This is a genomic window from Microvirga rosea (genome assembly GCF_020595095.1).
Taxonomy (GTDB): domain Bacteria; phylum Pseudomonadota; class Alphaproteobacteria; order Rhizobiales; family Beijerinckiaceae; genus Microvirga; species Microvirga rosea.
Genome location: NZ_JAJDOP010000001.1, coordinates 661,869 through 684,611 on the forward strand (window position 1 = coordinate 661,869; position 22,743 = coordinate 684,611).

The following is a 22,743-nucleotide window of genomic DNA, read 5'->3' on the forward strand; positions in this document are numbered from 1 at the left end:
CTCGGGCCGATCAGCGTCCGAGTGCCTGCATCTGCGGTGCCGCGTAGCGTGTTCCCGCCGCCGCACCGGGCGGGAGCACCCGGTCGATCCGGGCCATGTCGTCTGGGCTGAGAGACACCTCGAGGGCGCCGAGGTTGTCCTCAAGGTAGCGCCGCCGCTTGGTGCCGGGAATCGGGACGATGTCGTTCCCCTGGGCCAGAACCCATGCAAGGGCCAGCTGCGCGGACGTGCAGCCCTTTTCCTGCGCCATCAGGTCGATCTCGTGAACGAGGTCCAGATTCTTCTGGAAGTTGTCTCCCTGAAACCGGGGAGTGTTGCGGCGATAATCGTCGGGCTCGAGGTCATCGACGCTCTTGATCTGCCCTGTCAGGAAGCCGCGGCCGAGCGGCGAATAAGGCACGAAGCCGATGCCGAGCTCGCGTACCACCGGCAGAATGTCGGTTTCGGGATCGCGGCTCCAGAGAGAGTATTCCGTCTGCAGCGCCGTGATCGGATGGACGGCGTTCGCCCGACGGATCGTATCCGGGCCGGCCTCCGACAATCCCAGATAGCGGACCTTTCCTTGGCGCACGAGATCCGCCATGGCGCCGACCGTATCCTCGATCGGGGTCTGAGGGTCCACCCGGTGCTGGTAATAAAGGTCGATCACCTCCACACCGAGGCGCCTGAGGCTCGCGTCACAGGCTTGGCGGACGTAATCCGGTTTTCCGTTGATCCCGAGATAGGCCCCATCCGGGGCGCGGACATTGCCGAATTTGGTCGCCAGCACGACTTGACCGCGCCGGTCGCGGATGGCCCTGCCGACGAGCTCCTCATTTTGTCCGACCCCGTACATGTCTGCGGTATCGAGGAAGGTCACCCCGAGCTCGATTGCGCGATGGATCGTGGCAACGGCTTCGGATTCATCGCGGCCCCCGTAGAAGTCGGACATCCCCATGCATCCGAGGCCCAGGGCAGAAACTTCAAGATCGCGAAGCCGACGATATCGCATGGCGGGTCTCCGAAAGGTCATGGGGTGAAAGGAAGCGTGGCTGTGACGGCTTGAAGAGGCGGCGATGGTCGCGAGAGGCCGCCCGCCTTCAACCTGCCGGAGGGGAAGATGATCCTCTTTGCCTCCCGGTCAAGCGGTGCATGGGCGATCTCGTGCCGGAAACCGGCGCGCGGATCTCCGGGACATGAGCGTATTTTGGGATTGAATTGCCCATCGGCTTCTAATCGGGTAGCAGCATTCAGCCCTCAGGCCGAAAGGTCTTTGCCGCATCGGATCGAGCAGTGCCGCAACCATGCAACCATTCCAGGCTTGGCCGCTGCCTTCAGGCGCTTCTCCTGCTTGTGTGCCTTTCGTGGGCGCACTTGGTCGCATTCGACGACAGCTCCCTGGCCCAAGCGGCCCTCGGCGTTGCGGTCGAGGAAACGCTCGGCGAAGCCGATACGGACTTCGGGGATGACGGTGACGAGGTCAGGACACTGGTTCCGGTAAGGGGGGCCGTCCTTCCGTCGATCGGGCTCCGAGGGGGCACGCACCTTGCAAGAGCTCAGGTCGCCGCCCGTGCTCCTCACCTGCTGGCGACTTGGCGGGCGACAGGTCCTCCGCGAGCCTGATTCACCACGCAGGGAACGCCTGCGGTTTTGAACCGAGTTTCCGCTACGCCTCGAGCGAGGCGGGCTCGTGCCGACACTCTTCCTCATCTTATCTCCCAGGCCGGGCCTTAACAGGCCTCGCCGTTGTGCAAGTTCTCACTTATGGAAACATTCCTCCCCTCGCTCCTGAAGGTCCTCGGGATCATCTGGATCAATATCATTCTTTCCGGAGACAATGCGGTGGTGATCGCCATGGCATGCCGGGGGCTTCCTCCGACGCGTCGGCGCGCCGGCATGGTGCTCGGCGCCGGCGTTGCGGTCGGCCTGCGCATCCTCTTCACCGTTCTGGTCATTGCTCTTCTGTCCACGCCTTTCCTGAAAGTGATCGGCGGCGTTCTTCTGCTTTGGATCGCCGTGAAGCTCCTGGCCGGAGACGACGAAGAAGGATCCGTCAAGGAGACGGATCGCCTTTGGCATGCCGTCTGGACGATTGCCGTTGCCGATGCGGTCATGAGCCTCGACAACGTGCTGGCGATCGCCGCCGTCGCCCAGGACTCGACCTTCCTGCTGATCCTGGGACTGGCGATCTCCATCCCCCTCATCATCGCCGGAGCCGCAATCATCATGGCGTTGCTCGATAAATTCCCCCTGCTCGTCTGGGCTGGCGCCGCTCTTCTCGGATGGGTCGCCGGCGAGATGGTGGTGTCGGATCCATGGGTCGTCGGCAAACTGGGTCACGAACTGGCGCACAGAGCCGAGATCCCGGCAGCGATCGTGGCCGCTGCCCTTGTGGTCGCGGTGGGATACGGCCTGCGTCGGCGCAACGCCGAAGGCGAGGCTTGATCATAGGAGGACCAAAGAATGCTCGGACATTCCATTCCAGAGGCCGTCATGTTCTGGTTCAATGCCATCGTGACATCCGGAGCCGTTGCGTCGGCTTGGCTCAATCTGTTCCTGAATCTGGACAAGCTGATCTGACCGAACACTCTCCGACACGTCCTTGCGCCCGCACGAGCATGAGTTCGCGGGCGCAGGACGATGTCGGATGAGGCCGAGCTCACGGCCCCCGCGTGCTTCGACGGTCGAGCGACCGTGAAGATCCAAGACCTTGCGCGGGTTAAAGGAAAAGTTGAAAATCCCTCCTCCAATGCGTCCCGTTCGGTCAGAAACGGCAAAGGGCTGCAATGGACAAGGGCAATGCAATCCATCGCCTCGCAGCCGTTCTCGCACTTGATGTCGCGGGATACAGTCGTCTCATGCAAGTCGATGAGGACGGCACTCATCATGAGCTCAAGCGGCACCGGACCGAACTCGTCGATCCTCTGATCTCAAGCTTTAGTGCCCGGATCGTGAAAAATACCGGCGACGGGCTTCTGGCGGAATTTCCAAGCGTGATCGATGCCGTCACCTGTGCCTTGGCGATCCAGCAGGGCATGATCCGCCGCAAGGCCGTAGACCCTCCGAACACCATCGTCTTTCGGGCTGCCGTCAACATCAGCGATGTTATCGTCGAACGGGACGACATCTTTGGCGACGGTGTCAACGTGACCGCGAGACTCGAGGCATTGGCCGACCCCGGGGGTATTTGTATCTCGCAGGCCACATTCGAGCAGATCCGCGACAGAATGGCGGTCCGCTTTACCGACATGGGCGAGCATCATCTCAAGAATATCGCCCGCCCCGTGAGGATCTTCAGCGTCTCGCCCGACGATATTGCGGCCCTGCCCGATGCGTTGGCGTCGTTTTCAAGGGCAGGGCACGTTTCGCATGTCCTGTCCGCCGGCCGGGCCAAACACTCCTCGGTGGCCGTTCTTCCTTTCGTCAATCTCAGCCAGGATCCGGACCAGGAGTATTTCGCGGACGGCATTGTCGAAGGCATCGTGACGGCGCTGTCTCTTTTCCGGAATCTCTTCGTCATCGCCCGCGAGTCGTCCTTTTCCTACAAGGAGCGTCATCTCGAACTGGCGAGCGTTGCGTCAGATCTTGGCGTCCGCTTTCTCGTGACGGGAAGCCTTCAACGGTCGCACGGCCGGGTGCGGATCGCTGCTCGGCTTATCGATACAGAATCGGGAGGAACGTTGTGGGCCGAGCATTTCGACGGTGAGTTGTCGGATATTTTCTCCCTCCAGGACAGCATCACCGAACGGATCGTGACTGCCATCGAGCCAAGGATCGTCTTCACGGAAATAGAGGGTGCGAAGCGAAAGCCGACGGAAAGCCTTGACGCCTATGATTGCTATCTGCGTGCTTTGGCGTTGCGCATCGCCCTGTCGGGACCGGCAAACGATCAGGCGCTCCAGCTCTTGAAGCGGGCCCTTGAGCAAGATCCCAATTATGCTCCCGCCCTTGCCCATGCGGCGGCATGCTATGCCGCGAAGAAGGATCAAGGCTGGGGCATTCTCACCGCGGCGGAGATCGAAGAAGGGCTCCGATTCGCCTGGTCGGCCATCGAAGCAGACATCAATGATCCTGTGGCGCTCTGCCTGAGCGGGCATGCGATCTCGGCATTTACCGGAGATTTCGACGCCGGTTCCGCATGGATCGACCGATCGATCAAGCTCAATCCGAACTATGCGGAGGGCTGGATGCGCAGAAGCATGGTGCGTGTCTACCTAGGGGATCTCGCAGGCGCGCATGAATCCGCCGAACGGGCAATGGCGTTGAGCCCGCTCGATCCAAAAATCTATCATCCTCTGTGCGCCAAAGGATATGCGTATTTTTTTGAGGAGCGTTTCGCTGAAGCCGCGCAGATGGCGCATCGCGCCTTGCTCGGCAGACAGAAACCGGAAATGGCCTTCCGTATCCTGATCGCTTCTCTCGTAAAGGAACAGAAGCTCGAACGAGCCAAAATAGTTACTGAGGAATTTCTCAGGCGATATCCGAATTTCCGCATTTCCGAGTGGCGCGCTCGGTCGAAATTTACCTCCGACGGAAGATTTGATACGATGGAATTCATGCTCAGGAGTGTTGGAATTCCTGACTAAACATAGGTTTCCTCACCACGGGCGATGAGGCGATCCCATGGCTGAAGCTCCACTGTCGGAATTGTCGGACGAGTCGTTGTTCGTACGGATACGGGGACGGATCTATATGATTCCTTCCGCACATCTGGAGAGCTATCGCGTCCAGAAGTTTGAGAAGATCAAAGGCGACCAGGTGGACCAGATTCTGAGGAACGCCCCTGAGGTCGGTGAGGCCGTCATGATCAACGTGGTGGTTGTGGCTGACGCCGACATTCAGCCTCCGCCCTACGGCGCGCGCAAAGCCCGAAAAGGCGTGAAAACAGGCGCGAAGCGTTCAGGAAGCAAGAAGGCCTAGGGTTGCGGAGCAGGGCGGAAGGCGACAAGCGCTACGTCCAGGGAACTCACCGGGTCGAGGATCCTTCCGAGACGCTTGCAAGGCTGTGGCCCACGCTCGATTGCCTGGGAATCACCCGCGTCGCCGATATCACGGGACTCGATTACATCGGCATTCCCGTCGCGGTCTCCATCCGCCCGGAAGCGCGAGGTTTGTCCGTTCAGCAGGGAAAAGGCCTGACGCTGGCTGCCGCGAAGGTCTCCGCCATCATGGAATCGGTGGAATCCTATTCCGCACAATCCCACCGACATCCCACCGTGTGGCGAAGCCCGGCGCAACTTGTCTCCGGGAGCCACGTTCTTCCCAGGCATCTTCTTCGCAGGCGTCTTACAAGAACAACCCCGATTCCCTGGATTGAAGCCCACGATGTGCTGCGGGAACGGGCTGTCCTTGTCCCCGAAGAGCTAGTGACGACCGATTTCTCCTGGCCATTGCCGCAGGGGCATGGATGGTTTCTCGCGAGCAGCAACGGACTGGCGGCGGGAAACACGCTTCAGGAGGCTCAGCTTCATGCCATCTGCGAACTGGTCGAGCGGGACGCTCTGACCCTATGGCGCCATCGCGCCCCCGAGGCCCGCGCGGGAACCCGGATCGCCCTGAACGAGATTGACGATCCCTATGCCGACCAGTTGCTGCGCCGCTACCGCGCCGCCAGTATCAGTGTCGCTCTTTGGGATACCACTTCGGACATTGGCATTCCGAGCTGCTTTTGCATGATCGACGATCAGAAGGGGAGGCCGCCTTTCCTGGGCTCCTTCGCGGGTGGCGGGTGCCACCCCTCCGCCGGCGTCGCCATGTGCAGGGCTCTTGCCGAGGCCGCTCAGAGTCGGCTCGCCTTCATCCATGGAGCTCGTGAAGATCTGCCCTTCGAGAGGTATTTTCTGATCGGATGGCACGAAAGCCTGGGGGCCCTGCTGGCGACCTGGAATGATGCAGCCGGCACAAGGTGTCCGATCCAAACCTCGTCCTTTGCCCGGTCCAGCATGGGGGCCGATCTCGACGAGGTTCTCCGGCGCCTGGGTCGAGCGGGAATCGACAGCGTCGCGATGGTGGATCTGACGGATCCCCAAATCGGGATCCCCTGTGTCCGCGTGGTGATCGCCGCGCTTGAAGGGATGCATCGCCATTCCGGTTTACGAGCCGGTCCGCGCCTCAGGAGAATGTCCTGCCGATGACCATGATTGTTTTTGGGGGGCCGAGCCTCTCGAAGGTCGATCTGTCCGAAAGCCCAAACGTGAGCATCCGCCCGCCGGCGGCCTGCGGCGACATCGTGAATGTCTTGGGCGAGGAGCCGGTTGCCATCGGGCTCGTGGACGGGGTCTTCGAGACCATGGCGTCCCCTTGGCACAAGGAAATCCTCTGGACGATGTCTCGAAACGTTGCCGTGTTCGGCGCATCGAGCTTGGGAGCCCTCCGGGCGGTTGAGCTGCGCCGGTTCGGAATGATCGGCGTCGGGCGAATCTTCGAGGCGTATCGGGATGGGACGATCGAAGGGGACGACGAGGTAGCGCTGCAGCACGGGCCGCCCGAGCTGGGATATGGCGCCTTGTCGGAGGCGCTGGTGAACATCCGTGCGACGCTCGCGGAAGCGCAAAGCCAATCCGTCATTGGAACGGATGAAGCCTCCACTCTGCTCATGCACGCAAAGGCGCTCTTCTACAAAGATCGTACATGGGATGCTCTCCTGAGCGGCGATCGCCGTTACCCGGTGAAGGCCGCGAGCCTCGACCGATTGGCCGGTTGGCTGCCTCAGGGAAAAGTCGATCTTAAAGCTGAAGATGCACAGGAACTCATCCGGGTGATGGCAAGATGGAAGCCTGGCCGTTGCCAGCCTCGGGCCATGATCTTTCCCGACACCTTGCACTGGCAGAAACTGCTTGAGCGCGGGGCACGATGAAATCCTGTCCAAGATGCCCGGGAGTGTTCGGGAAATCGCCCCCAAATCTCTCCACGCTTTACTGGGCTTTGAGCATTATAAAATAACAAGATCTGCCAGCCCGGTTCTTGCATTGGCGGACCGGAGGGCAAAAAAGCCGACGCTGAGACCCTGCCGAGCTCTGCCGGCCCCACCTCAGAGGTTGCCCTCTTGCATCTAATCGGGTAGTGGAATTGAAGGCTCATCGCCTCAAGCACCCGTAGCTCAGCTGGATAGAGCGTTGCCCTCCGAAGGCAAAGGTCACACGTTCGAATCGTGTCGGGTGCGCCATCTCAAATCCTTGCTAGACAAGGGTTTCACGAGGTGCCCAGGTCTCCAAAATAGCCCCTGAACGTCAGTCCGTCACAGCGTTGTCACAGCTGAACGGAAATGACCTATGGCCTCTATCCGCAAACGCGGCTCATCCTGGCAAGCCCAAGTCCGTCGAGAGGGCTATCCACCCATTACGAAATCGTTCCTAACGAGAGCCGATGCCGCTCTGTGGGCAAGGACGCTTGAGACCACCCTCGACCGAGGAGACCTTCCAATCCAGACTCGGGAACTCAAGGGGATAACTGTCGGGGATCTACTGGACCGCTATGAACGAGAAATCACACCCAGGAAACGAGGCGCGAGGTTCGAGCGCTCCAGGATCCGGAAGCTCCGTGCGCATGACCTCGCTAAGGTGTCCCTGCAGCGTCTCTCTGGAGCTATCGTAGCCCAGTATCGGGACGACCGGCTCAGAGTGGTGATGCCAGCCTCCGTGCGTCGGGAACTAGTCATTTTACGTCATGTGTTTGAGGTCGCTCGGCGTGAGTGGTCAATTCCAATCTCGCGAAATCCCATTGGCGACATCAAGATGCCTACTGACTCGCGTCCCAGGTTGAAACGTTTGATTGATGGGGATGAGGCCAAACTGCTCGGTGCGCTCAACTCTCGATCAGCGTGGTATCTCCGTCACCTTATTGCACTGGCGATTGAAACAGGGATGAGGCGAGGGGAGCTTCTATCCATCCTTTGGAGGGATCTCGATGAGGCGGCAAGAACTCTGACGCTACGCACGACCAAGAATGGCCATCCACGCACTATCCCACTAACGGCCGAAGCTTTGAGAGTCTTAGGTGAAATACCGCGAACCACGGAGAGGGTCTTTCCAGTGACACCCAATGCGGTCCGCTTAGCCTGGGAGCGTCTGGTCACAAGGGCGGGCGTTGGTGATCTGCGGCTACACGACCTGCGCCACGAAGCCATTTCCAGATTTTTCGAGATGGGTCTCAGTGTCCCCGAGGTTGCCTTGATCTCTGGCCATCGAGATCCTCGGATGCTTTTCCGATATACCCATCCTCGTCCTGAGGACATTGCCCAGAAACTCGCGGCAAACTCCTAAGTTCTGAGCTCGCCTCCTGGCCACGCTCGGCCTCTGTGGTATCTTGCAGACTGTTCGCGGAGGCCAGGAGCGCACGGTGGCGGAAGTCGTCGCTAGACAGGGGGCAGTCCAGTTCACTGAATGTGGCGGGGTTGGCCTGATCGTTGAGCAAGAGGGGCATAAGTATCTCGCCCGTGGATGGACACTGACACCGGAGTTCAAAGCGACGGTAGGGCTCATATTGGATCACGGGCTCACATGTGTAATCCGAACGAAACACCCAAGCCCCAAGCACCTGAACACTCACCGTGGCGTGGATTATGTTGGCTTCAGCCGCTCCTCGGAGGAACGATGGGTCATCGTGCTGGACCAATACTCGGGCCGACCCTCCATTGACCGTGTCACAGTGGAGAAGGGCTATCGAGACGTCCTTGCCAGTGCGGAGATTCCATTTGAGTGGGAAACCTCCGGAGGTCAGAACATCTTCGTCGAGATTAAGTACCTTCGCGAACTGCTGTCGATCCTGACAGACGAGACCATCGATGCCATCGAAAGGGAGCGTGGGCGATTACCAACAACATACCGACGGGATAGGTCGAGCGTCATCGTCTCCGAAGCTGCCCTCCAAACCGTATTGGCTATGGGCTTGAGTGAAGGGCGTTTCGGGGAACTCTTTGGTGCGGTCACTAAGGTAATCGAGCACCCCCGCTGGGGACGTAATGAGGGAGGGGCCACCCCCTACAAGCGGGATGTCCCAGATATGCTCCTGCTTACTAGAGATGTGATGTTCATCCTTGAACTGAAGAAGGGGCAAATAAGCGCCCAGTCTGTCCATCAGATGTGTCGCTATCTCGATAACCCGCAAGCCATACTTCTCGCTGGAGGACGCCGCCTTCAAGGCATTGTAATCGGATACCACCTGTCGCCACGTCTCGATATTGGAGCTTTGCTGAAGATCCATGCGTCAGCTCCGATCAGAGTGCTGACCTACTTACATCCCACTCCTGGAGACCTCCAACTATCAGAAGTCCTCAGTAGTGAGGCGTGACAGGCGTGAAACACTCATTCGCAACGGATCAGGACACTCATAAGTTTAGCCTGATCAGCAATATCGGCAGGAGGAACCGTTTGGGTCGCCGTCCCTTGGTCTATCGTGACACGGTTACTCTCCAAAAAGCTCAATGCGATTGTTCCTTTGATCGCGAAATTTACGTTCTGAGGGATGTCCCCGTTTGTCGCCAGCATCACGTTCAGGGCGTTCAGTTTGGCGGAGACAACACCAACCACGTTCCCATTCTGATCGAATAGAGGACCTCCGGAGTTCCCGGGCTGAACAGGAGCGGATACCTGAAGGTAACGACTGTCGTCTCTCAGCCCCGAGAGAGCGGTGACATTGCCAAGTGTAAAGTTCCCCGAACTGGAGAGCAGAGTGTTAAGGGGATAACCGAAGGCCGCGACGCCCTCACCCAAGCGGATGCCAATACGAAAGGCAGCAACCTTGGATGGCTTGAGGCTAACCTTCAGAAGCGCGAGGTCATTTGCTTTATCTTGGGCAAGGACTCTTCCCGAGGCCATGTCGCCATTTTCAGTCTTCACGCCGATGGAAGAGCAGTTGTCGACGACATGAGCGTTGGTAAGGATGTGGCCGTCCTGCGAGACGAAGAAGCCTGTACCAGATGATGATCCTTTTTTCTCAGGCTCCTCCTTAGGGCCTTGAGGTGATGCAGGGATAGCACTTGGCGGAGCGATGGGCTCTGAGGGTCGCGCAACCGCGACGGCTTCCCGTGGTGGGGCGGTCATCGTGGGCGGTTCTGTGAAAGGTGCTCCCGTCATCGACGCCCAGAAGGATCCCGAAACTAGCGTTGCGACCCTCTCCATGTGGAGACTGTATTCGCTGTTTTTCCAGAGCAGGAGAAAACCAAGGATGCCATCACCGTCCTGGTGATAGCGCATATATCCATCCAATCCGTTTGCGGTTGAATATGAGATTACGAAGAAATCCGGCTTATTGACCTTGAAGTGGATTTGCCCGCCCTCAGACACGATTTCGTAGGCCGTTCTGCGGTAGTTGGCTTCTAGGCTTGTCCTCGGGAAGTGCGAGTAACCAAGGGACGTCCGTTGCAGAGGATCCTTCCAGAGTGTACCTGCTGCAGTCCGTTCGGCAGTGAGCCCCAGTCCCAAAGGAACCCAGATAGGATGGCCTCGTGTAGGATGGGAAATCGAGCGAAAGTTCCAAGTCTGGAGCAAGGGCAGTGCGTTATTCAGTAGCTGTTTGACTTGGTCCTCATCAATGACCCCGGTTGGAGACCTACCCGTTTCCCTTTGGAATTGTTGGATTGCCTCAAAGAGGCGGTTGCTGAGATTCACGTTGGGTACGGCGGGCCAGTATCCATTGGCCGTAAGCAGCACTTGGAGCTTGATACGCTCATCGACAGTAAATTGCGTAAAGGCTCGTTCCGCGTCGGCGTAACCTTGAGGCCGTGACTGCGCCGATGTTGCCCCGATGGAAGCCATCAAGAACAAAATTGCGAAAAGCCAACGCATAAAACTTAAAACTCCAGCCCGAACCTGTCTAGAAAATGGCATAGGTTGTAGAACGGAATCTATAGGCAGTATGGGTTAACTCGGCTCCGGTGAGTTACCGGACGGGGGTTTGAGGAGAGCCATGGACAAACCGGAGGTAATTGCCATTCGCCTGAATAGCCTCCGTGAGGCGTTAGGCTTCAAACAGGCTAGGGCCTTCTGTCAATTCGTGGGAATCACGGATCAAGCCTGGAACCATTATTCGTCCAGTAGACGGCGCATCTCACTCGATGAAGCTATGAAGATCGTCAACAAGACCGGTGTTTCATTGGATTGGATCTATCGCGGCATCGAACACATCTTACCTGTCCACCTTGTGGAGAAGCTTCGCGCCGTAAGGTTCTCCTGACAAGCCCCATGATCGCGATTGGCTCGATCTGAAGGCCCCTCGCAAATCTCCAGGGAAGTAGCATAGATGGCCCAAATAGACTGGGATCAGATTAGGCGCGTGAAGTGGTCCCACATGGAACCTCCTGCGGACTGGAAGGAGCAATCCCTTAGGCCGATTTCGGTGGAAGGTCTTAGCCTCTTCGCCCTTGATCACAAAGGAAACCTCTACTGGGATGGGCACCCTGTAGAGACACGGGTGAGACTTACCCGACTTCAGGCTTTCTGGGCCTTCGTTGTCTCCGTTTTCGCCATAGCGGGCGGTTTTGGAGGAGCCGTACAGGGATGGACCGCATACAACGATTGGGCTTGCAAGGTCGGCTGGTGGTCTCCCGTGTGTCCAGCGAAGGCTTCCAACTAATTCGCTGTCCAGAGACGTCCCGCATTACGAGATCGGTTGCGCCCTCAGAGATTCCAGGGCGTTCCCTGCTACCCAAGGTCCAACAACATCAACAAGACCTTTAGCTCTGTTTTTGAAGGCGCTCCGGTCCCATGTCCTCCTGGGGATTCAATTGGTTACAGGAGTCCCAAGCGCCCGCTGGCCCACTGCTGGGCATGTACATGTAAGTGTCAGTGCGGTTGCTGTGTGAACGGGACAGCCTCCAGGAATGGAAACTCCAGGATAATCTCACCGGCCTCGTCATTTACCTCAATATGGCAAGACGCCCAGTTTACCGGTTTGGTGAACTTAGTGGCCATGAGGTCCTGAGCCATCGCCTTAGTCGCCTCCCACGCCTCATCCGCATTTGGGAACTCCTGTCCCTCAGGATCAAAGACTGTGTGTTCCCCGATATGCACGTTGAAGAAATAGCGAGGCATAAATTCACCCTTGACTGTTCGGGTTGAGCTGAAAGCCAACTAAGTCGGGAATCGTGTGTTCCGGGCCTCGCCAACAGCGACGATTTCCTAAGGGAGGCCACACGGCCACATCAGGTCCAACAACACCAACAAGACCTTTAGCCGCGTTCTTGAAGATATCTCGCCTTGCATGTCCCCCGGGTGCAACATGGTCAAGATGGGCCCCAAACGGAAGCACCACGTCCTCCGGTTCGGCAGTAGCGGAAGGGAAACCTTGGGCCACCTAAACTAGTGCCACGGCAATCTTGAGCGTGTTCGCAGCAAGGATTCAAAGATCCCCTTCCTCTCTCTCAAGCCACCACTGGAGTTGATCGGACCTTTGCCTTACTAGCTCTTGCTTTGCGGAGGCCCAAACCAAGGGGTACATTGATCCCCCCTCCACAAGAGCAGCATGTAAATTAGCCTCACTGTCGGAAAATAATTCCCATTTACTCTGACAGTCAGCCAGAAGTTGCTTATTTATATCAGGGAGAGCCTCAACTTTGCTGTATTTTTCCTTGAGATTCTCTAATTCGGCCTGAAGCGCATCACCAGCGTGGATGTTCATTTCGGTTTGCGTCAAAGGCACCTCGCCTCTGAGCTGTTGACTGACGTACCAATCCGTCGCTTTTAAGAAAGCCTCCGCTGCCTTCAGAAATCCATTGATCTCAGTTGTTTCATATGCGGCAGTGCGAGGGATTTCGTGTGTCAATATGTGACGTACCTCAAAGAGCCGACCCAGTGTTGTAAACATAAGATCGGTGTCGTCGATTATAGGCACTGGCTGTGAACCTTTTACTTCCACAGACAAGCGGTCACACACTTTCGGAAGCGCTTCGCGATATCCAGGTAGAAGCTTCTCAAGAACGGAGGTTACTTGAGTGATGTCGTTTACTGAAATTGAATGGGCGATAATGTCGCCAAGAGATAACCGTCGACCGTGAAGGTTCGTAGCAAACCAAAAATCAATCTTAACATTTTTGAATAAACTCTCGGCACGATCAAGATAAGGCGACCCAGTGTCGATGATGTCTCGAACTGTCTCTCTCGAAAACACTTCCAAGATAGTCGCAATCCGCATTGGGACGAAGTCGGAGAATTGCTCGACCGTCGAGGAAGCTTTCTCCCAGTGATGTTTGAGACTTTCGAGGTGGTAAATAAGTTCAAACCCTAGTCGCGAGCGTCCCCTACGTTCCTTCCAATCGACGATTTGTTCGACGTGGCTCGGCCTAACCATCTATTCAGTCCTTCGACGCTTGGAACTAAGCTCTCTTTTCGCAAAGCTGAAAACGATCCGGAGGATCGCTAGCCCTCTATGTGCTGTAACCTTTCATCTGACTAGGGTCCATAAGTCTCGGTTATTATCAGCTCCAGATTTTCGCGCTGGAAGGATTGCTCGTATGTCACCGTTGTGATCAGCAATTCATTATCCCCTCCGACCGATACCCTGCTCTCGCTAACTCCGTCGTTATCGGCCTGACAGTGGAAATGGACTATCAGACCGTCGAAATAGAAGCGGAAGATAGGTACTGACCTCTCAGGCCCATCACCGATTGCAGGAATTGTTTTGATCTGCCTCAGAGGAGTGAGGTTATGCACAATTCCAACTGTCGAAAGTTGGGTGAGTTGGATTGGATAAAACGACAACGGATTGGGGTCATTATGAAGCAACATGTAGCGCAACGACTCCAAATCTTGCGGACGTATTTGTACCTCTGAAAATTCCGGACGACTGCTCGCCGCCGCCCGCCACAAGAGGCTTAGAAAAAACAAGCGGAGACGCCCAGTATCTATGTTCCGGATACTACGAAGCCCCCAATGGGGGGGAAACGATGAAGTCGCCTCGGTGGTGAGCTTTCGCATAGCCCCCCATCCGCTCCACACCAATTTTTGTTTTCGCAGCTCGCTAACAGCCCAGGTGTCAAGAGCTGTTAAAATGTTCTCTCCAGCCTGGATGACGAGTTCGCTATCGTACCAACTATCCCAACGCCTGATGGGTATCCTATTGGGCCCAGACTGAATGAGTCCCGCTCCCGGAGTCTCAGGTCGAGTAAGCGCCTTTGGGATAAGGTGAGATTTCACGAACTTCCCGCGAAGCCCCGTCAGCTTACATACACCCTGTGCCACTTTTGCATTTCCTCCGTTCAAACGAATCTCTTCGCCGCCCAATCGAAATACTGTCGGGCGCTACAATGATTACAAGCCATTAGACCTTGGCCGTGTGGCATAGCCGTTTGTGGATGAAGTTGTCCGCCACTGAAGTGGATCTTGATTTTTGGCATAGACTCTGCCGTTATATCTTAGAACCTAATGGCGGACATGCACATGACGATGTTGGTAGGCTACGGGCGGACAAGCACTCTCGATCAATTAGCCGGTCTGGAGGCTCAAGAGCGCGATCTGAAGGCACTCGGATGCGGCAAGGTCTTCCTAGAGCAAACCTCCTCCGTTGGTCCTCGAAAGACATTAGATGCGGTCCTGGAGTACGTCCGAGAGGGTGACGCTCTGGTCGTGACCAAGCTGGATCGCCTCGCCCGCTCCGTGGTCCACCTGGGACAGATCATTGCCACCCTAGAGGCCAAGAAAGTCGGTCTGAGGATCCTTGACCTTGGGATCGACACCAACACCCCGACAGGGCGGCTCATGCTCAATGTTCTGGGCAGCGTCGCTCAGTTTGAACGGGAAATGATGCTGGAGCGTCAGCGTGAGGGGATCGCCAAGGCCAAGGCCGAGAAGAGGTACAAGGGCCGAGCCCCGACCGCCCGTGCCAAGACGGAAGAGATTAGGGCCTTGGCCTCCCAAGGTGTCTCCAAGCGGGAGATTGCCAAGCGACTTGGTGTGGGTGAACGGTCCGTCTTCAGGGTCTTAGCGACCTAGGGATACCGAGACCCTACTTACGCCTGGAGCGAGGGCTTTCAAGGTGTGACTGGGAGCTATGTGGCCCACATAATTCCACAGCTCAGTTAAAGACAAGCAGGTTTGGGAGCCTGTGTAAACACCCACACACCTATACACATTCAAATGTTTAAGAGTATAAGTGTAGTACAGGCTAAGAAACTATTTTACTAAACTTGACTTGCTTTTAGAATCACCATAGTAGAGGTCATGAAAATACACTAGGATGATCGCTTCTTGTGGCCATTCAAGGTGACATAGGATGTGTTTCTCCTCATGTCGAATATCATCATGACCGCTAACAAGGATACGGCTCCTATAAGGCTAAACATTGGACGCATGAGCTGTGTCCAATGATCCTTTTGAGTTTGATGCAAAAGAGCCTATTGGGGACACTCAAGCAGACAATACTATGATTGCAGAAAGAGAATGCCTTAATGAACTTGTCGATGTGGTAGAAATTCCAGATAATTATAACAATGTTACTACCACTTTGAGTATCTCAGATCCTCTTGTTCAAGGGACAATGAATGGTCTCAGGACCACCTTTGATCACCGTGGTTTGTCTCCAACACATGAGATGTGGACAGCCCTGGAAGCTGCAATCCAAGTCATGGCGAACATGGCCCAGGGAAGCTGTGATCCGGTCTACTTTGTCAGCAGCCTTGATCCTGGTGTTGGGAAGACCACAGCGATGATCCATTTCCTGAGGGAACTGGTTCAATCCAAGGATCACAAGGGTATCTCGGCTCTGATCTGTCTTGGAAGACTTGAACAGATTGAGACAGTGGTCCGAGAAATTAGCCTTCAAGATCAGGACTTCGCCGTGCTGACGGCTAAGGACAATATTGACCTGAACTCCTTAGGCTGTGGTTGTCCTGAGGAAGGCCGTGTCCTGTTCACAACTCAGGCCATGGTTGAGGCTCGTTGTGTCTACAAGTCCTTCAGTGAGGTGAAGGCGCTTCAGTTTAGGGGCCAAGTCAGACAGGTCAGAATTTGGGACGAAGCGATTCTCCCAGGGCGGGCCATTGCCGTTAGGCGAGACAGCATTGCCTCTCTTCTCTCCACCTTGAGAGGTTCCTATCCTGGGCTCACAGACGCCTTGGAGGAGCTCTTCGTTCATCTTCGTGGCCTAGTCGACAAGACAATCATTGATGTCCCATCGTTGGACGTGACCTTCGACACCCGATTGAATGACGTTTCTAAGTTCGTCATTGATCAACCGGAGGACCAACGTAAGGCGGTCCAGGATCTATGGTCCCTCATGGGTCACAAGGCGGTCGTGCGGGTTGATGGTCACAAAGGTCCTACCCTTGTCGATTACCGGACGACCCTCCCTGAAGACATCAAGCCAATCCTGGCCCTCGATGCGTCTGCCCGAGTGAGGGCAACCTATGATCTTTGGGAAAGAGGACGTGGTGACCTCATCCGGCTCCCATCTGCCACGAAGCGGTATGACAACCTCACGATCAATGTTTGGGATCATGGAGGCGGTAAGTCGGCCTACAGGGGCAGTGGAGACCAGATCGTCAAAGGCGTCCTGAGCGTAGTTGCAACGAAGCCCAATGAGGACTGGCTTGTCGTCCATCACAAACACAAGCCCGGTCTTCTGGATCTGCCCCTTGAGGTGAGCAAAGGGCTTTCTGGGAATCATAAGGTTCGCTTCCTCAACTGGGGAGCCCATGACGGCACCAATGAGTTCAAGGACGTGTCCAATGTGATCCTGGCAGGGACATTGTTCCCTTCGCTGTCCCATTATGAAGGGCTCGCTCGGCTGTCCTCAGGTCGCCCGGCGTCCACAGGTCTCCTGACCGATCAAATGATCAGAAACACGACGTTGGGAGAACATAGCCATATGATCCTGCAAGCCCTGTGTCGGAGCAGTGTTAGACAGAACCAGAATGGGGAGTGTCCTCCTGTCACTGCGTATCTGATCGCGAGCCCGCGCAGTGGGATTAAGGGCCTCCTCCCTAAGGTGTTTCCAGGGGCGCATATCGTCACTTGGGAGCCCGTTAAGAAACAACCTCAAGGGAAGGTGGCCGATGCTGTCGGCTATGTGCGTAACTGGTTTGAGGACGATCCCAACGGAGCATTGGCTTACAAAGAGGTCCAGCGGGCAGTCGGGATCAAGGACCGATCCAACTTCAGGACCACCATTCGCCATCACAAGATGTTCCAGGTGGCACTGGAAGAGTTGGGCTTGGAGGAATGGGGGACGGGCAAGTACCTCACTCATCTTCGGAGGATACCTGTGGCGTTCGGAGTTGCAGCGTAGGTCTGGGTCGGACAGGATTAGTGAGATCTGACGTCCTCTCCTGGCGAAATCAACAAAAGAGGCTCCCGAAAGGGAACCTCAGTTTTCCAGAGGGAGGAAAGGAAGCTATCCACCTGTGACCAGTCTCGGCCCGCTTCTCAGGTCGGTCAACTCAACAAGTCTTTCTGATTGTGAAGAGACGGCCATCCTATCGATCAACAATAGTCTTCACGTCAGCGGCGGGTCAGGGCCTTCCATGCGATCACAGGAGCGATCAGAGGCCATCCAAGGGCCGCGATCAAGATATGCATGAGGCGGACCCCATGGGGATCTTTGATACCCGTCGAAACCACAAGAAGTCCTATCGCTCCCGATAGATAAGTAACAGCCAAACTTGTCACCCGACGCCCCTCTAAGTCGCTGATTGCAGGACCGGCTACATGGGGAATTCTGAGGCGACTATGTGGTGGACCGTCGCTCTCTCAGATAGGAAATTCCTGTCACAATCCTGTCACAGCGAGAGGCATTTTGGGTGTGATTTTTGCCTTTCCCAGGTCGTAACAAACTGATAGAGGGAGCTGTGTAACGGATTGAAATTCAAGCTGTTCCGGCCAAAGCACCCGTAGCTCAGCTGGATAGAGCGTTGCCCTCCGAAGGCAAAGGTCACACGTTCGAATCGTGTCGGGTGCGCCATCTAACTCCCCAAAATGCCTGTAGAAATTTGGCGCCTCCACCAGCGGTGACGCTCCACCTGCCGCGGGCTTTCGCCCTCGAGCCCGTTCGATCAAAGATCGTCTTTGCGGATTCTCTCGGCAGATTCTCTCGGGGCAAAGCCGCATCAGCTTGACTGCCGGGGAGCCCGAGACGGGACCGGCAGCGAATCCCGCTATGGCCCGCTTCTTCGCCTTTGACGTGATCCGGACCGGACACGGTCAACGCGCTACCTCACGACGGACGACCCGGAAACCTTGCGGCAGCTTACCTGATGATGAGGGTGGACCAGGGAGTATTTCCCTGAATCCGGGAGAGAACTCTCAAAGTGACCGGCTACCCCTTGACGGATGTAGGACAGGCGTCCTAGAAGTGCTTTTAGGTCAATCGTCCTAGAAGCCTTCGCCTGTCCGCCGGACCGCCTCATGTTCCTGCAACTCATCAAGCTTTGGTCAGCCGGGAAGGCCATGCCCGCCAGTCCGATCACTCGGCGCTCGGCCTCGGGCAGACCGGCGAATACGGCACGCCACGGGAGGCGGTTGACATGAGTGCTCGGACAACCCGCGGCCAGATCATCGAGGCGGCCGATCTTCTGTTCTATCACCAGGGGTACGACCACACCTCGTTTGCGGACATCGCAGGGGCCGTCCAGATCTCGCGCGGAAACTTCTACCACCACTTCAAGAGCAAGGACGAAATCCTCGAGGCCGTGATTGCGCTGCGTCTTTCCAACACCCAAAGGATGCTTGATCGATGGGAGGCCGAAGGGCAGCTCCCCGCCGACCGGATCCGCAGCTTCATTGGGATCCTCATCATCAATCGCACGAGGATCATGCGTTACGGATGTCCTGTCGGCACGCTCTGCACCGAGTTGGCCAAGCTCGATCATGTCGCCCAAGCAGAGGCGAACAGGATCTTTACGCTGTTTCGCGACTGGCTGTGCCGCCAGTTCGCGTTGCTCGGCCTCGAGGCAGAGGCCGACTCATCGGCCATGCACATTCTCGCATGGAGCCAAGGCGTCGCGACCCTTGCCAATGCCTTTCACGACGAGGTCTTCCTTCGCCAGGAGGTCGATCGGATGTACGCCTGGCTGGAGGCCTGTGGCCAGAGAGCCGGCACACTTTCCGCGTGATGTTCTTCCACCAAAATCCGAAGGAGCTCGATTCCGTGTTCGTCGTTTTGCTCAGGTTTTCAGCCAACAAAGCTCAAGCCCCCCAATTCATGGAAGGCCACAAGGCGTGGATCCGGCGCGGCATGGAAGACGGTATCTTCCTCGTCGTCGGCAGCCTTCAGCCCAACGCGGGCGGGGCTATCCTGGCACATGATACCTCGCTCTCGGAGCTTGAGGCCCGCGTCAACCGGGATCCCTTCGTCGTGGAAAACATCGTCAGCGCAGAGATCCTCGAGATCGCGACGTCCCTCACCGACGAGCGGCTGAGCTTCCTCGTGAACTGAATGCGCCGCCCACTCACCGGCAGAAAGACAATTGATCCATGAGCAAAACGGTCCCAGGGCCGGACGGCCGGCCGCGATGCCGCTGGTGTAGCGCCGCACCGGAGTTTTTCGCCTATCATGACACGGAATGGGGGTTTCCGGTCGGTGATGATCATCGCCTCTTTGAAAAGCTCTGCCTCGAAAGCTTCCAATCTGGGTTGAGCTGGCGCACCATCCTGGCCAAGCGCGAGAATTTCCGTGCGGCATTCCACAACTTCGATTTCAACAAGATTGCGCGGTTTACCGAACGGGATGTCCAGCGGCTGCTGAAGGACGAGGGGATCGTTCGGCACCGCGGCAAGATCGAGGCAGTAATCAACAACGCCAAACGGGCGCAGGAGCTTGTCAATCGGGAGAGCTCGCTGGCCGCTTATGTGTGGCGCTTTGAACCGGGCACCGGCGAGGCAGCCACGCCGCAGACGGCCTCGACCTCGCCCGCATCGATTGCGCTTTCGAAGGATTTCAAGAGACACGGCTGGAAGTTTGTTGGTCCCACAACCGTCTATGCTTTCATGCAAGCCATGGGCCTCATCAACGACCATGCCGAGGAGTGCTCAATCCGGCCCAAAGTCGAGCGCGCGAGAGCCGCGTTCGCGCGGCCAGGGAGCGTGCCGAAGACAATGTCCCGTTAGGCGCCTCCTCGCGTAGGACGTGGCGCCAAGGTTTGCTTTTGGCGCAACACGGACCTCGACCCACCGAAGTCGAAGCACATGTTCGAACCGTGCCGGGTGAGCCGTTCCTTTTTCACAGCAAAGCCTGACGTTACGACAGGTTGAGCCTCTCAGCGTGACGGTTCGAGTCCAGCCAGAGGTTTAACCTCGACCGACAAACGGCATCTTCGTGGCCATCACCGTCATCGTCAGAACGTTGGCCGTCAGAGGCAGGCCGGCCATATAGACCACCGCGTCCGCCACGTGCTCGGGGTCGATCGTCGGCTCCGCGGCGGTGGAGCCATCCGCTTGCAGGACGCCGCTCGTCATCCGGGCCGTCATATTCGTCGCGGCGTTGCCGATATCGATCTGGCCGCAGGCGATGTCATAGGCGCGGCCATCAAGGGATGTGGATTTGGTCAGGCCCAGGATCGCGTGCTTGGTCGCCGTATAGGGGGCGGAATGGGGCCTTGGAGCGTAGGCCGAAACAGACCCGTTGTTGATGATCCGCCCGCCCCGCGGGTCTTGAGCCTTCATGATTCGAAAAGCCTCCTGAGTGCACAGGAACGCCCCGGTCAGATTGGTGTCGACGACATTTTTCCATTGCTCGAAGGACAGGTCCTCCAGGGGGATTGCCGGCGTGTTGATTCCCGCATTGTTGACGAGAAGATCCAGACGCCCGAAGCGCTCCTTGACGGTTTCGAAGAGCCGGGCGACCGAGGCCTGATCCGCAACATCCGTCGGCACCACGAGGGTCGTCGCACCGGAGGTTGCAAGGTCTTGAGCCACGCCGTCGAGCGGATCCTTGCGTCGACCGGCAAGCACCACGCTGAAGCCCGCATTGGCCAGCCCCTTGGCGATTGCTTTTCCGACTCCGGTTCCGGCCCCCGTCACAAGAGCGATTTTCGCCTGTTCAGCCATGGATGATCCTCTTCGACAGCCCATCAATAAGTCGCGCGCCCGCCGGACACGTCGAACACCCCGCCCGTCGTGAAAGAGCATTCTGCGCTGGCGAGCCAGCAGATCAGCGCGACGACTTCGTCGACCTTGCCGAACCGCCCCATTGGAATCTTGGAGAGCATGAAATCGATGTGCTCCTGCGTCATCTGATCGAAGATTGCCGTATGCACCGCCGCGGGCGTCACGCAATTCACCGTGATGTTCTTCTTGGCCAATTCCTTGCCGAGGGACTTCGTCAGGCCGATCACCGCCGCCTTGGAGGCGCTGTAGGCGGAGGCGTTAGGGTTTCCCTCCTTGCCGGCGATGGACGCGATATTGACGATCCTGCCATATCCGCCCTTCAGCATCTCCGGCACAACGGCTCTGTTGCAGTAGAAGAGCCCGTTGAGATTGACGTCGATCACGCGTTGCCATGCGGCAACGGGATATTCCCATGTCGTGGTGTTGGGCCCGGTGATGCCTGCGCTGGCGACCAATATGTCGACGCCGCCGATGGCCGATACGGTTTCTTGCAGCGCTCTCTCGACTGCGGTTGGATCGGCGATGTCGACCCGGATCGCTGCCGGGAAGGGGCCGCTGGTGCGCTGCGCGGCCTCCAGAGCCTCGGCGCCCGCATCCCAGATGACGACCTTTGCACCTTCCGCGGCCAGCCGCGCGCAGACGCCGAGCCCAATGCCTGAGGCGCCGCCCGTCACAACGGCTTTTCGTCCCTCGAAGCGTCTGTCGCCGCCCATGGCTGCTTCCTTGCTGTTTCAGGTGACAATCGTTCCACCGAGCTCATCCTCAATGTGGATCCGGATGATCTCGTCAAAAGTCTCTTCCGCTTTGAATCCGAGGTTTTTGGCCCGCTCCGCGTCGAAACGACGGGGCCACCCTTCCACGATCCGCATGATGGTCGGATCGGGCTCCCGCCGGATCCGCGCCGCCACCTTTTCGCCGGCAATGCGGCGCAACGCGTCGATCTGCTCCGCCACGGTCACGGAAACCCCCGGCATGGTGAGACTGCGCCGGGATCCCAGTTGGGCTCCCGAGAGAGACGCCGCATGAATGAGAAAATTCACGGCCGAGCGCGGCGAGGCATGGGTATGTCGCACGTCATCAGGCACAGGGAGCACTGCGTCCTGTCCGCTCAGGGGCTCACGGATAATTCCTGAGAAGAACCCCGAGGCTGCCTTGTTCGGCTTGCCCGGGCGAACACAGATCGTCGGCAGGCGAATGCCCACTCCGTCGAGAATGCCTCGCCGGGTGTAATCGGCGAGCAGCAGTTCTCCGATGGCCTTTTGCGTGCCGTAGCTGGTGAGAGGCGTAAGGAAGAACTCATCGCCGATCGCATCGGGAAAAGGAGCGCCGAAGACGGCAATCGAGGACGTGAAGACGACGCGCGGCCGATAATCATCACCTGCGGCCCTGATCGCCTCGAACAACTCCCGGGTCCCATCCAGGTTGATCCGGTAGCCTTTCTCGAAATCGGCCTCGGCTTCACCGGAAACGATGGCCGCCAGATGGAAAATGATATCGGGGCGGCTCTCGATCAGGGCCTTTGCCTGTCCGGGCGCCGAAAAATCGGAGGTTTCTGTCGTGACGGAAAATGGCGCATTCGTCGGAGGCGCAGGCGCAACCACGTCGTGGAGAATGAGCCAGGAGATGCTGCGGCCGCCCACGTGTCCATCCCGTACCAGCCGCTCGGTGAGCTTGCGGCCGACCATGCCGGCGGCACCAAGAATGAGAACGTTCATCGACAAGCTCCCGTATG

The 22,743-nt window shown here is 57.5% G+C and carries 21 protein-coding genes and 2 tRNA genes; 16 read left to right on the forward strand and 7 right to left on the reverse strand.

Translation table 11 applies throughout. The features are described 5' to 3' along the window. Nucleotides 1-10: 10 nt before the first annotated feature. Nucleotides 11-991, reverse strand: coding sequence for an aldo/keto reductase (locus LJD17_RS03155; RefSeq protein WP_227382668.1), 981 nt, complete (start codon nucleotides 989-991; stop codon nucleotides 11-13). Between the two features lie 281 nt (nucleotides 992-1,272). On the opposite strand from LJD17_RS03155, the gene LJD17_RS03160 reads away from it, so the two are divergent. The 9 genes from LJD17_RS03160 (at nucleotide 1,273) to LJD17_RS03200 (ending at nucleotide 9,267) form a co-directional block, all read left to right on the forward strand. Further along, on the forward strand, nucleotides 1,273-1,602 hold the full coding sequence (locus LJD17_RS03160; RefSeq protein ID WP_227382669.1) for a hypothetical protein: 330 nt from the start codon (nucleotides 1,273-1,275) through the stop codon (nucleotides 1,600-1,602). A gap of 141 nt (nucleotides 1,603-1,743) precedes the next feature. Next, a complete protein-coding gene (locus LJD17_RS03165) occupies nucleotides 1,744-2,424 on the forward strand; it encodes a TerC family protein (protein WP_227382671.1) in 681 nt (226 codons plus the stop codon). A 341-nt stretch (nucleotides 2,425-2,765) separates the two neighbouring features. Continuing rightward, nucleotides 2,766-4,565, forward strand: a complete 1,800-nt coding sequence (locus LJD17_RS03170) for an adenylate/guanylate cyclase domain-containing protein (RefSeq protein ID WP_227382673.1) — start codon at nucleotides 2,766-2,768, stop codon at nucleotides 4,563-4,565. A 37-nt stretch (nucleotides 4,566-4,602) separates the two neighbouring features. Further along, nucleotides 4,603-4,899 carry a hypothetical protein gene (locus LJD17_RS03175; RefSeq protein ID WP_227382674.1) on the forward strand — a complete coding sequence of 99 codons (297 nt, stop codon included), beginning with the start codon at nucleotides 4,603-4,605 and terminating at the stop codon, nucleotides 4,897-4,899. 2 nt (nucleotides 4,900-4,901) lie between these two features. Beyond that, complete coding sequence (locus LJD17_RS03180; RefSeq protein WP_227382677.1) at nucleotides 4,902-6,113, forward strand: YcaO-like family protein; 1,212 nt, start codon at nucleotides 4,902-4,904, stop codon at nucleotides 6,111-6,113. Beyond that, complete coding sequence (locus LJD17_RS03185) at nucleotides 6,110-6,835, forward strand: TfuA-like protein (protein WP_227382679.1); 726 nt, start codon at nucleotides 6,110-6,112, stop codon at nucleotides 6,833-6,835. Before LJD17_RS03180 ends, LJD17_RS03185 begins: the two co-directional genes overlap by 4 nt. 232 nt (nucleotides 6,836-7,067) lie before the next feature. Beyond that, a tRNA-Arg gene (locus LJD17_RS03190) sits at nucleotides 7,068-7,144 on the forward strand. 568 nt (nucleotides 7,145-7,712) lie between these two features. Further along, nucleotides 7,713-8,240 (forward strand): site-specific integrase, encoded by a 528-nt coding sequence (locus LJD17_RS03195; RefSeq protein ID WP_227382681.1) that lies wholly within the window; start codon nucleotides 7,713-7,715, stop codon nucleotides 8,238-8,240. Nucleotides 8,241-8,316: 76 nt separating this feature from the next. Next, nucleotides 8,317-9,267: a hypothetical protein gene (locus tag LJD17_RS03200; protein ID WP_227382683.1), complete on the forward strand. Its 951-nt coding sequence runs from the start codon at nucleotides 8,317-8,319 to the stop codon at nucleotides 9,265-9,267. Nucleotides 9,268-9,281: 14 nt separating this feature from the next. On the opposite strand, the gene LJD17_RS03205 is transcribed toward LJD17_RS03200, so the two are convergent. Beyond that, on the reverse strand, nucleotides 9,282-10,763 hold the full coding sequence (locus LJD17_RS03205) for a serine protease (RefSeq protein ID WP_227382685.1): 1,482 nt from the start codon (nucleotides 10,761-10,763) through the stop codon (nucleotides 9,282-9,284). Nucleotides 10,764-10,884: 121 nt separating this feature from the next. On the opposite strand from LJD17_RS03205, the gene LJD17_RS03210 reads away from it, so the two are divergent. Continuing rightward, nucleotides 10,885-11,151, forward strand: coding sequence for a helix-turn-helix domain-containing protein (locus LJD17_RS03210; protein ID WP_227382687.1), 267 nt, complete (start codon nucleotides 10,885-10,887; stop codon nucleotides 11,149-11,151). A 608-nt stretch (nucleotides 11,152-11,759) separates the two neighbouring features. On the opposite strand, the gene LJD17_RS03215 is transcribed toward LJD17_RS03210, so the two are convergent. Next, complete coding sequence (locus LJD17_RS03215; protein ID WP_227382689.1) at nucleotides 11,760-12,008, reverse strand: DUF6894 family protein; 249 nt, start codon at nucleotides 12,006-12,008, stop codon at nucleotides 11,760-11,762. A gap of 307 nt (nucleotides 12,009-12,315) precedes the next feature. Further along, nucleotides 12,316-13,263 (reverse strand): lysozyme inhibitor LprI family protein, encoded by a 948-nt coding sequence (locus LJD17_RS03220; protein ID WP_227382691.1) that lies wholly within the window; start codon nucleotides 13,261-13,263, stop codon nucleotides 12,316-12,318. 1,094 nt (nucleotides 13,264-14,357) lie between these two features. On the opposite strand from LJD17_RS03220, the gene LJD17_RS03225 reads away from it, so the two are divergent. The 6 genes from LJD17_RS03225 to LJD17_RS03250 all read left to right on the forward strand — a co-directional run bounded on the left by LJD17_RS03225 (nucleotide 14,358) and on the right by LJD17_RS03250 (nucleotide 20,012). After that, a complete protein-coding gene (locus tag LJD17_RS03225) occupies nucleotides 14,358-14,903 on the forward strand; it encodes a recombinase family protein (RefSeq protein WP_227382912.1) in 546 nt (181 codons plus the stop codon). Between the two features lie 430 nt (nucleotides 14,904-15,333). Next, complete coding sequence (locus LJD17_RS03230; protein WP_227382692.1) at nucleotides 15,334-17,196, forward strand: hypothetical protein; 1,863 nt, start codon at nucleotides 15,334-15,336, stop codon at nucleotides 17,194-17,196. Between the two features lie 595 nt (nucleotides 17,197-17,791). After that, nucleotides 17,792-17,868 (forward strand) — tRNA-Arg (locus LJD17_RS03235). A 562-nt stretch (nucleotides 17,869-18,430) separates the two neighbouring features. Continuing rightward, nucleotides 18,431-19,018, forward strand: a complete 588-nt coding sequence (locus LJD17_RS03240; protein ID WP_227382693.1) for a TetR/AcrR family transcriptional regulator — start codon at nucleotides 18,431-18,433, stop codon at nucleotides 19,016-19,018. A 35-nt stretch (nucleotides 19,019-19,053) separates the two neighbouring features. Continuing rightward, a complete protein-coding gene (locus tag LJD17_RS03245; protein ID WP_227382694.1) occupies nucleotides 19,054-19,341 on the forward strand; it encodes a YciI family protein in 288 nt (95 codons plus the stop codon). A gap of 38 nt (nucleotides 19,342-19,379) precedes the next feature. Continuing rightward, on the forward strand, nucleotides 19,380-20,012 hold the full coding sequence (locus LJD17_RS03250; protein ID WP_227382695.1) for a DNA-3-methyladenine glycosylase I: 633 nt from the start codon (nucleotides 19,380-19,382) through the stop codon (nucleotides 20,010-20,012). Between the two features lie 180 nt (nucleotides 20,013-20,192). Here the strand turns inward: LJD17_RS03250 and LJD17_RS03255 are convergent, their stop codons facing one another. Genes LJD17_RS03255 through denD form a run of 3 tightly spaced genes read right to left on the reverse strand, consistent with a single transcriptional unit; the run spans nucleotide 20,193 to nucleotide 22,726 of the window. Continuing rightward, nucleotides 20,193-20,951 carry an SDR family oxidoreductase gene (locus LJD17_RS03255; RefSeq protein ID WP_227382696.1) on the reverse strand — a complete coding sequence of 253 codons (759 nt, stop codon included), beginning with the start codon at nucleotides 20,949-20,951 and terminating at the stop codon, nucleotides 20,193-20,195. Nucleotides 20,952-20,974: 23 nt separating this feature from the next. Beyond that, the gene (locus LJD17_RS03260; protein WP_227382697.1) at nucleotides 20,975-21,724 is read right to left on the reverse strand and encodes an SDR family NAD(P)-dependent oxidoreductase; all 750 of its coding nucleotides are present in this window, start codon (nucleotides 21,722-21,724) and stop codon (nucleotides 20,975-20,977) included. 18 nt (nucleotides 21,725-21,742) lie between these two features. Beyond that, complete coding sequence (gene denD, locus LJD17_RS03265) at nucleotides 21,743-22,726, reverse strand: D-erythronate dehydrogenase (RefSeq protein WP_227382698.1); 984 nt, start codon at nucleotides 22,724-22,726, stop codon at nucleotides 21,743-21,745. Nucleotides 22,727-22,743 lie beyond the last annotated feature (17 nt).

Excerpts from the sequence above, each read along its gene's own strand:
- LJD17_RS03155 (WP_227382668.1), bottom strand. The coding sequence starts at position 991 with ATGCGATATCGTCGGCTTCGCGATCTTGAAGTTTCTGCCCTGGGCCTC.
- LJD17_RS03165 (WP_227382671.1), top strand. The coding sequence starts at position 1,744 with ATGGAAACATTCCTCCCCTCGCTCCTGAAGGTCCTCGGGATCATCTGG.
- LJD17_RS03170 (WP_227382673.1), top strand. The coding sequence starts at position 2,766 with ATGGACAAGGGCAATGCAATCCATCGCCTCGCAGCCGTTCTCGCACTT.
- LJD17_RS03175 (WP_227382674.1), top strand. The coding sequence starts at position 4,603 with ATGGCTGAAGCTCCACTGTCGGAATTGTCGGACGAGTCGTTGTTCGTA.
- LJD17_RS03185 (WP_227382679.1), top strand. The coding sequence starts at position 6,110 with ATGACCATGATTGTTTTTGGGGGGCCGAGCCTCTCGAAGGTCGATCTG.
- LJD17_RS03195 (WP_227382681.1), top strand. The coding sequence starts at position 7,713 with ATGCCTACTGACTCGCGTCCCAGGTTGAAACGTTTGATTGATGGGGAT.
- LJD17_RS03205 (WP_227382685.1), bottom strand. The coding sequence starts at position 10,763 with ATGCGTTGGCTTTTCGCAATTTTGTTCTTGATGGCTTCCATCGGGGCA.
- LJD17_RS03210 (WP_227382687.1), top strand. The coding sequence starts at position 10,885 with ATGGACAAACCGGAGGTAATTGCCATTCGCCTGAATAGCCTCCGTGAG.
- LJD17_RS03215 (WP_227382689.1), bottom strand. The coding sequence starts at position 12,008 with ATGCCTCGCTATTTCTTCAACGTGCATATCGGGGAACACACAGTCTTT.
- LJD17_RS03220 (WP_227382691.1), bottom strand. The coding sequence starts at position 13,263 with ATGGTTAGGCCGAGCCACGTCGAACAAATCGTCGATTGGAAGGAACGT.
- LJD17_RS03225 (WP_227382912.1), top strand. The coding sequence starts at position 14,358 with ATGTTGGTAGGCTACGGGCGGACAAGCACTCTCGATCAATTAGCCGGT.
- LJD17_RS03230 (WP_227382692.1), top strand. The coding sequence starts at position 15,334 with ATGATTGCAGAAAGAGAATGCCTTAATGAACTTGTCGATGTGGTAGAA.
- LJD17_RS03240 (WP_227382693.1), top strand. The coding sequence starts at position 18,431 with ATGAGTGCTCGGACAACCCGCGGCCAGATCATCGAGGCGGCCGATCTT.
- LJD17_RS03250 (WP_227382695.1), top strand. The coding sequence starts at position 19,380 with ATGAGCAAAACGGTCCCAGGGCCGGACGGCCGGCCGCGATGCCGCTGG.
- LJD17_RS03255 (WP_227382696.1), bottom strand. The coding sequence starts at position 20,951 with ATGGCTGAACAGGCGAAAATCGCTCTTGTGACGGGGGCCGGAACCGGA.
- LJD17_RS03260 (WP_227382697.1), bottom strand. The coding sequence starts at position 21,724 with ATGGGCGGCGACAGACGCTTCGAGGGACGAAAAGCCGTTGTGACGGGC.
- denD (WP_227382698.1), bottom strand. The coding sequence starts at position 22,726 with ATGAACGTTCTCATTCTTGGTGCCGCCGGCATGGTCGGCCGCAAGCTC.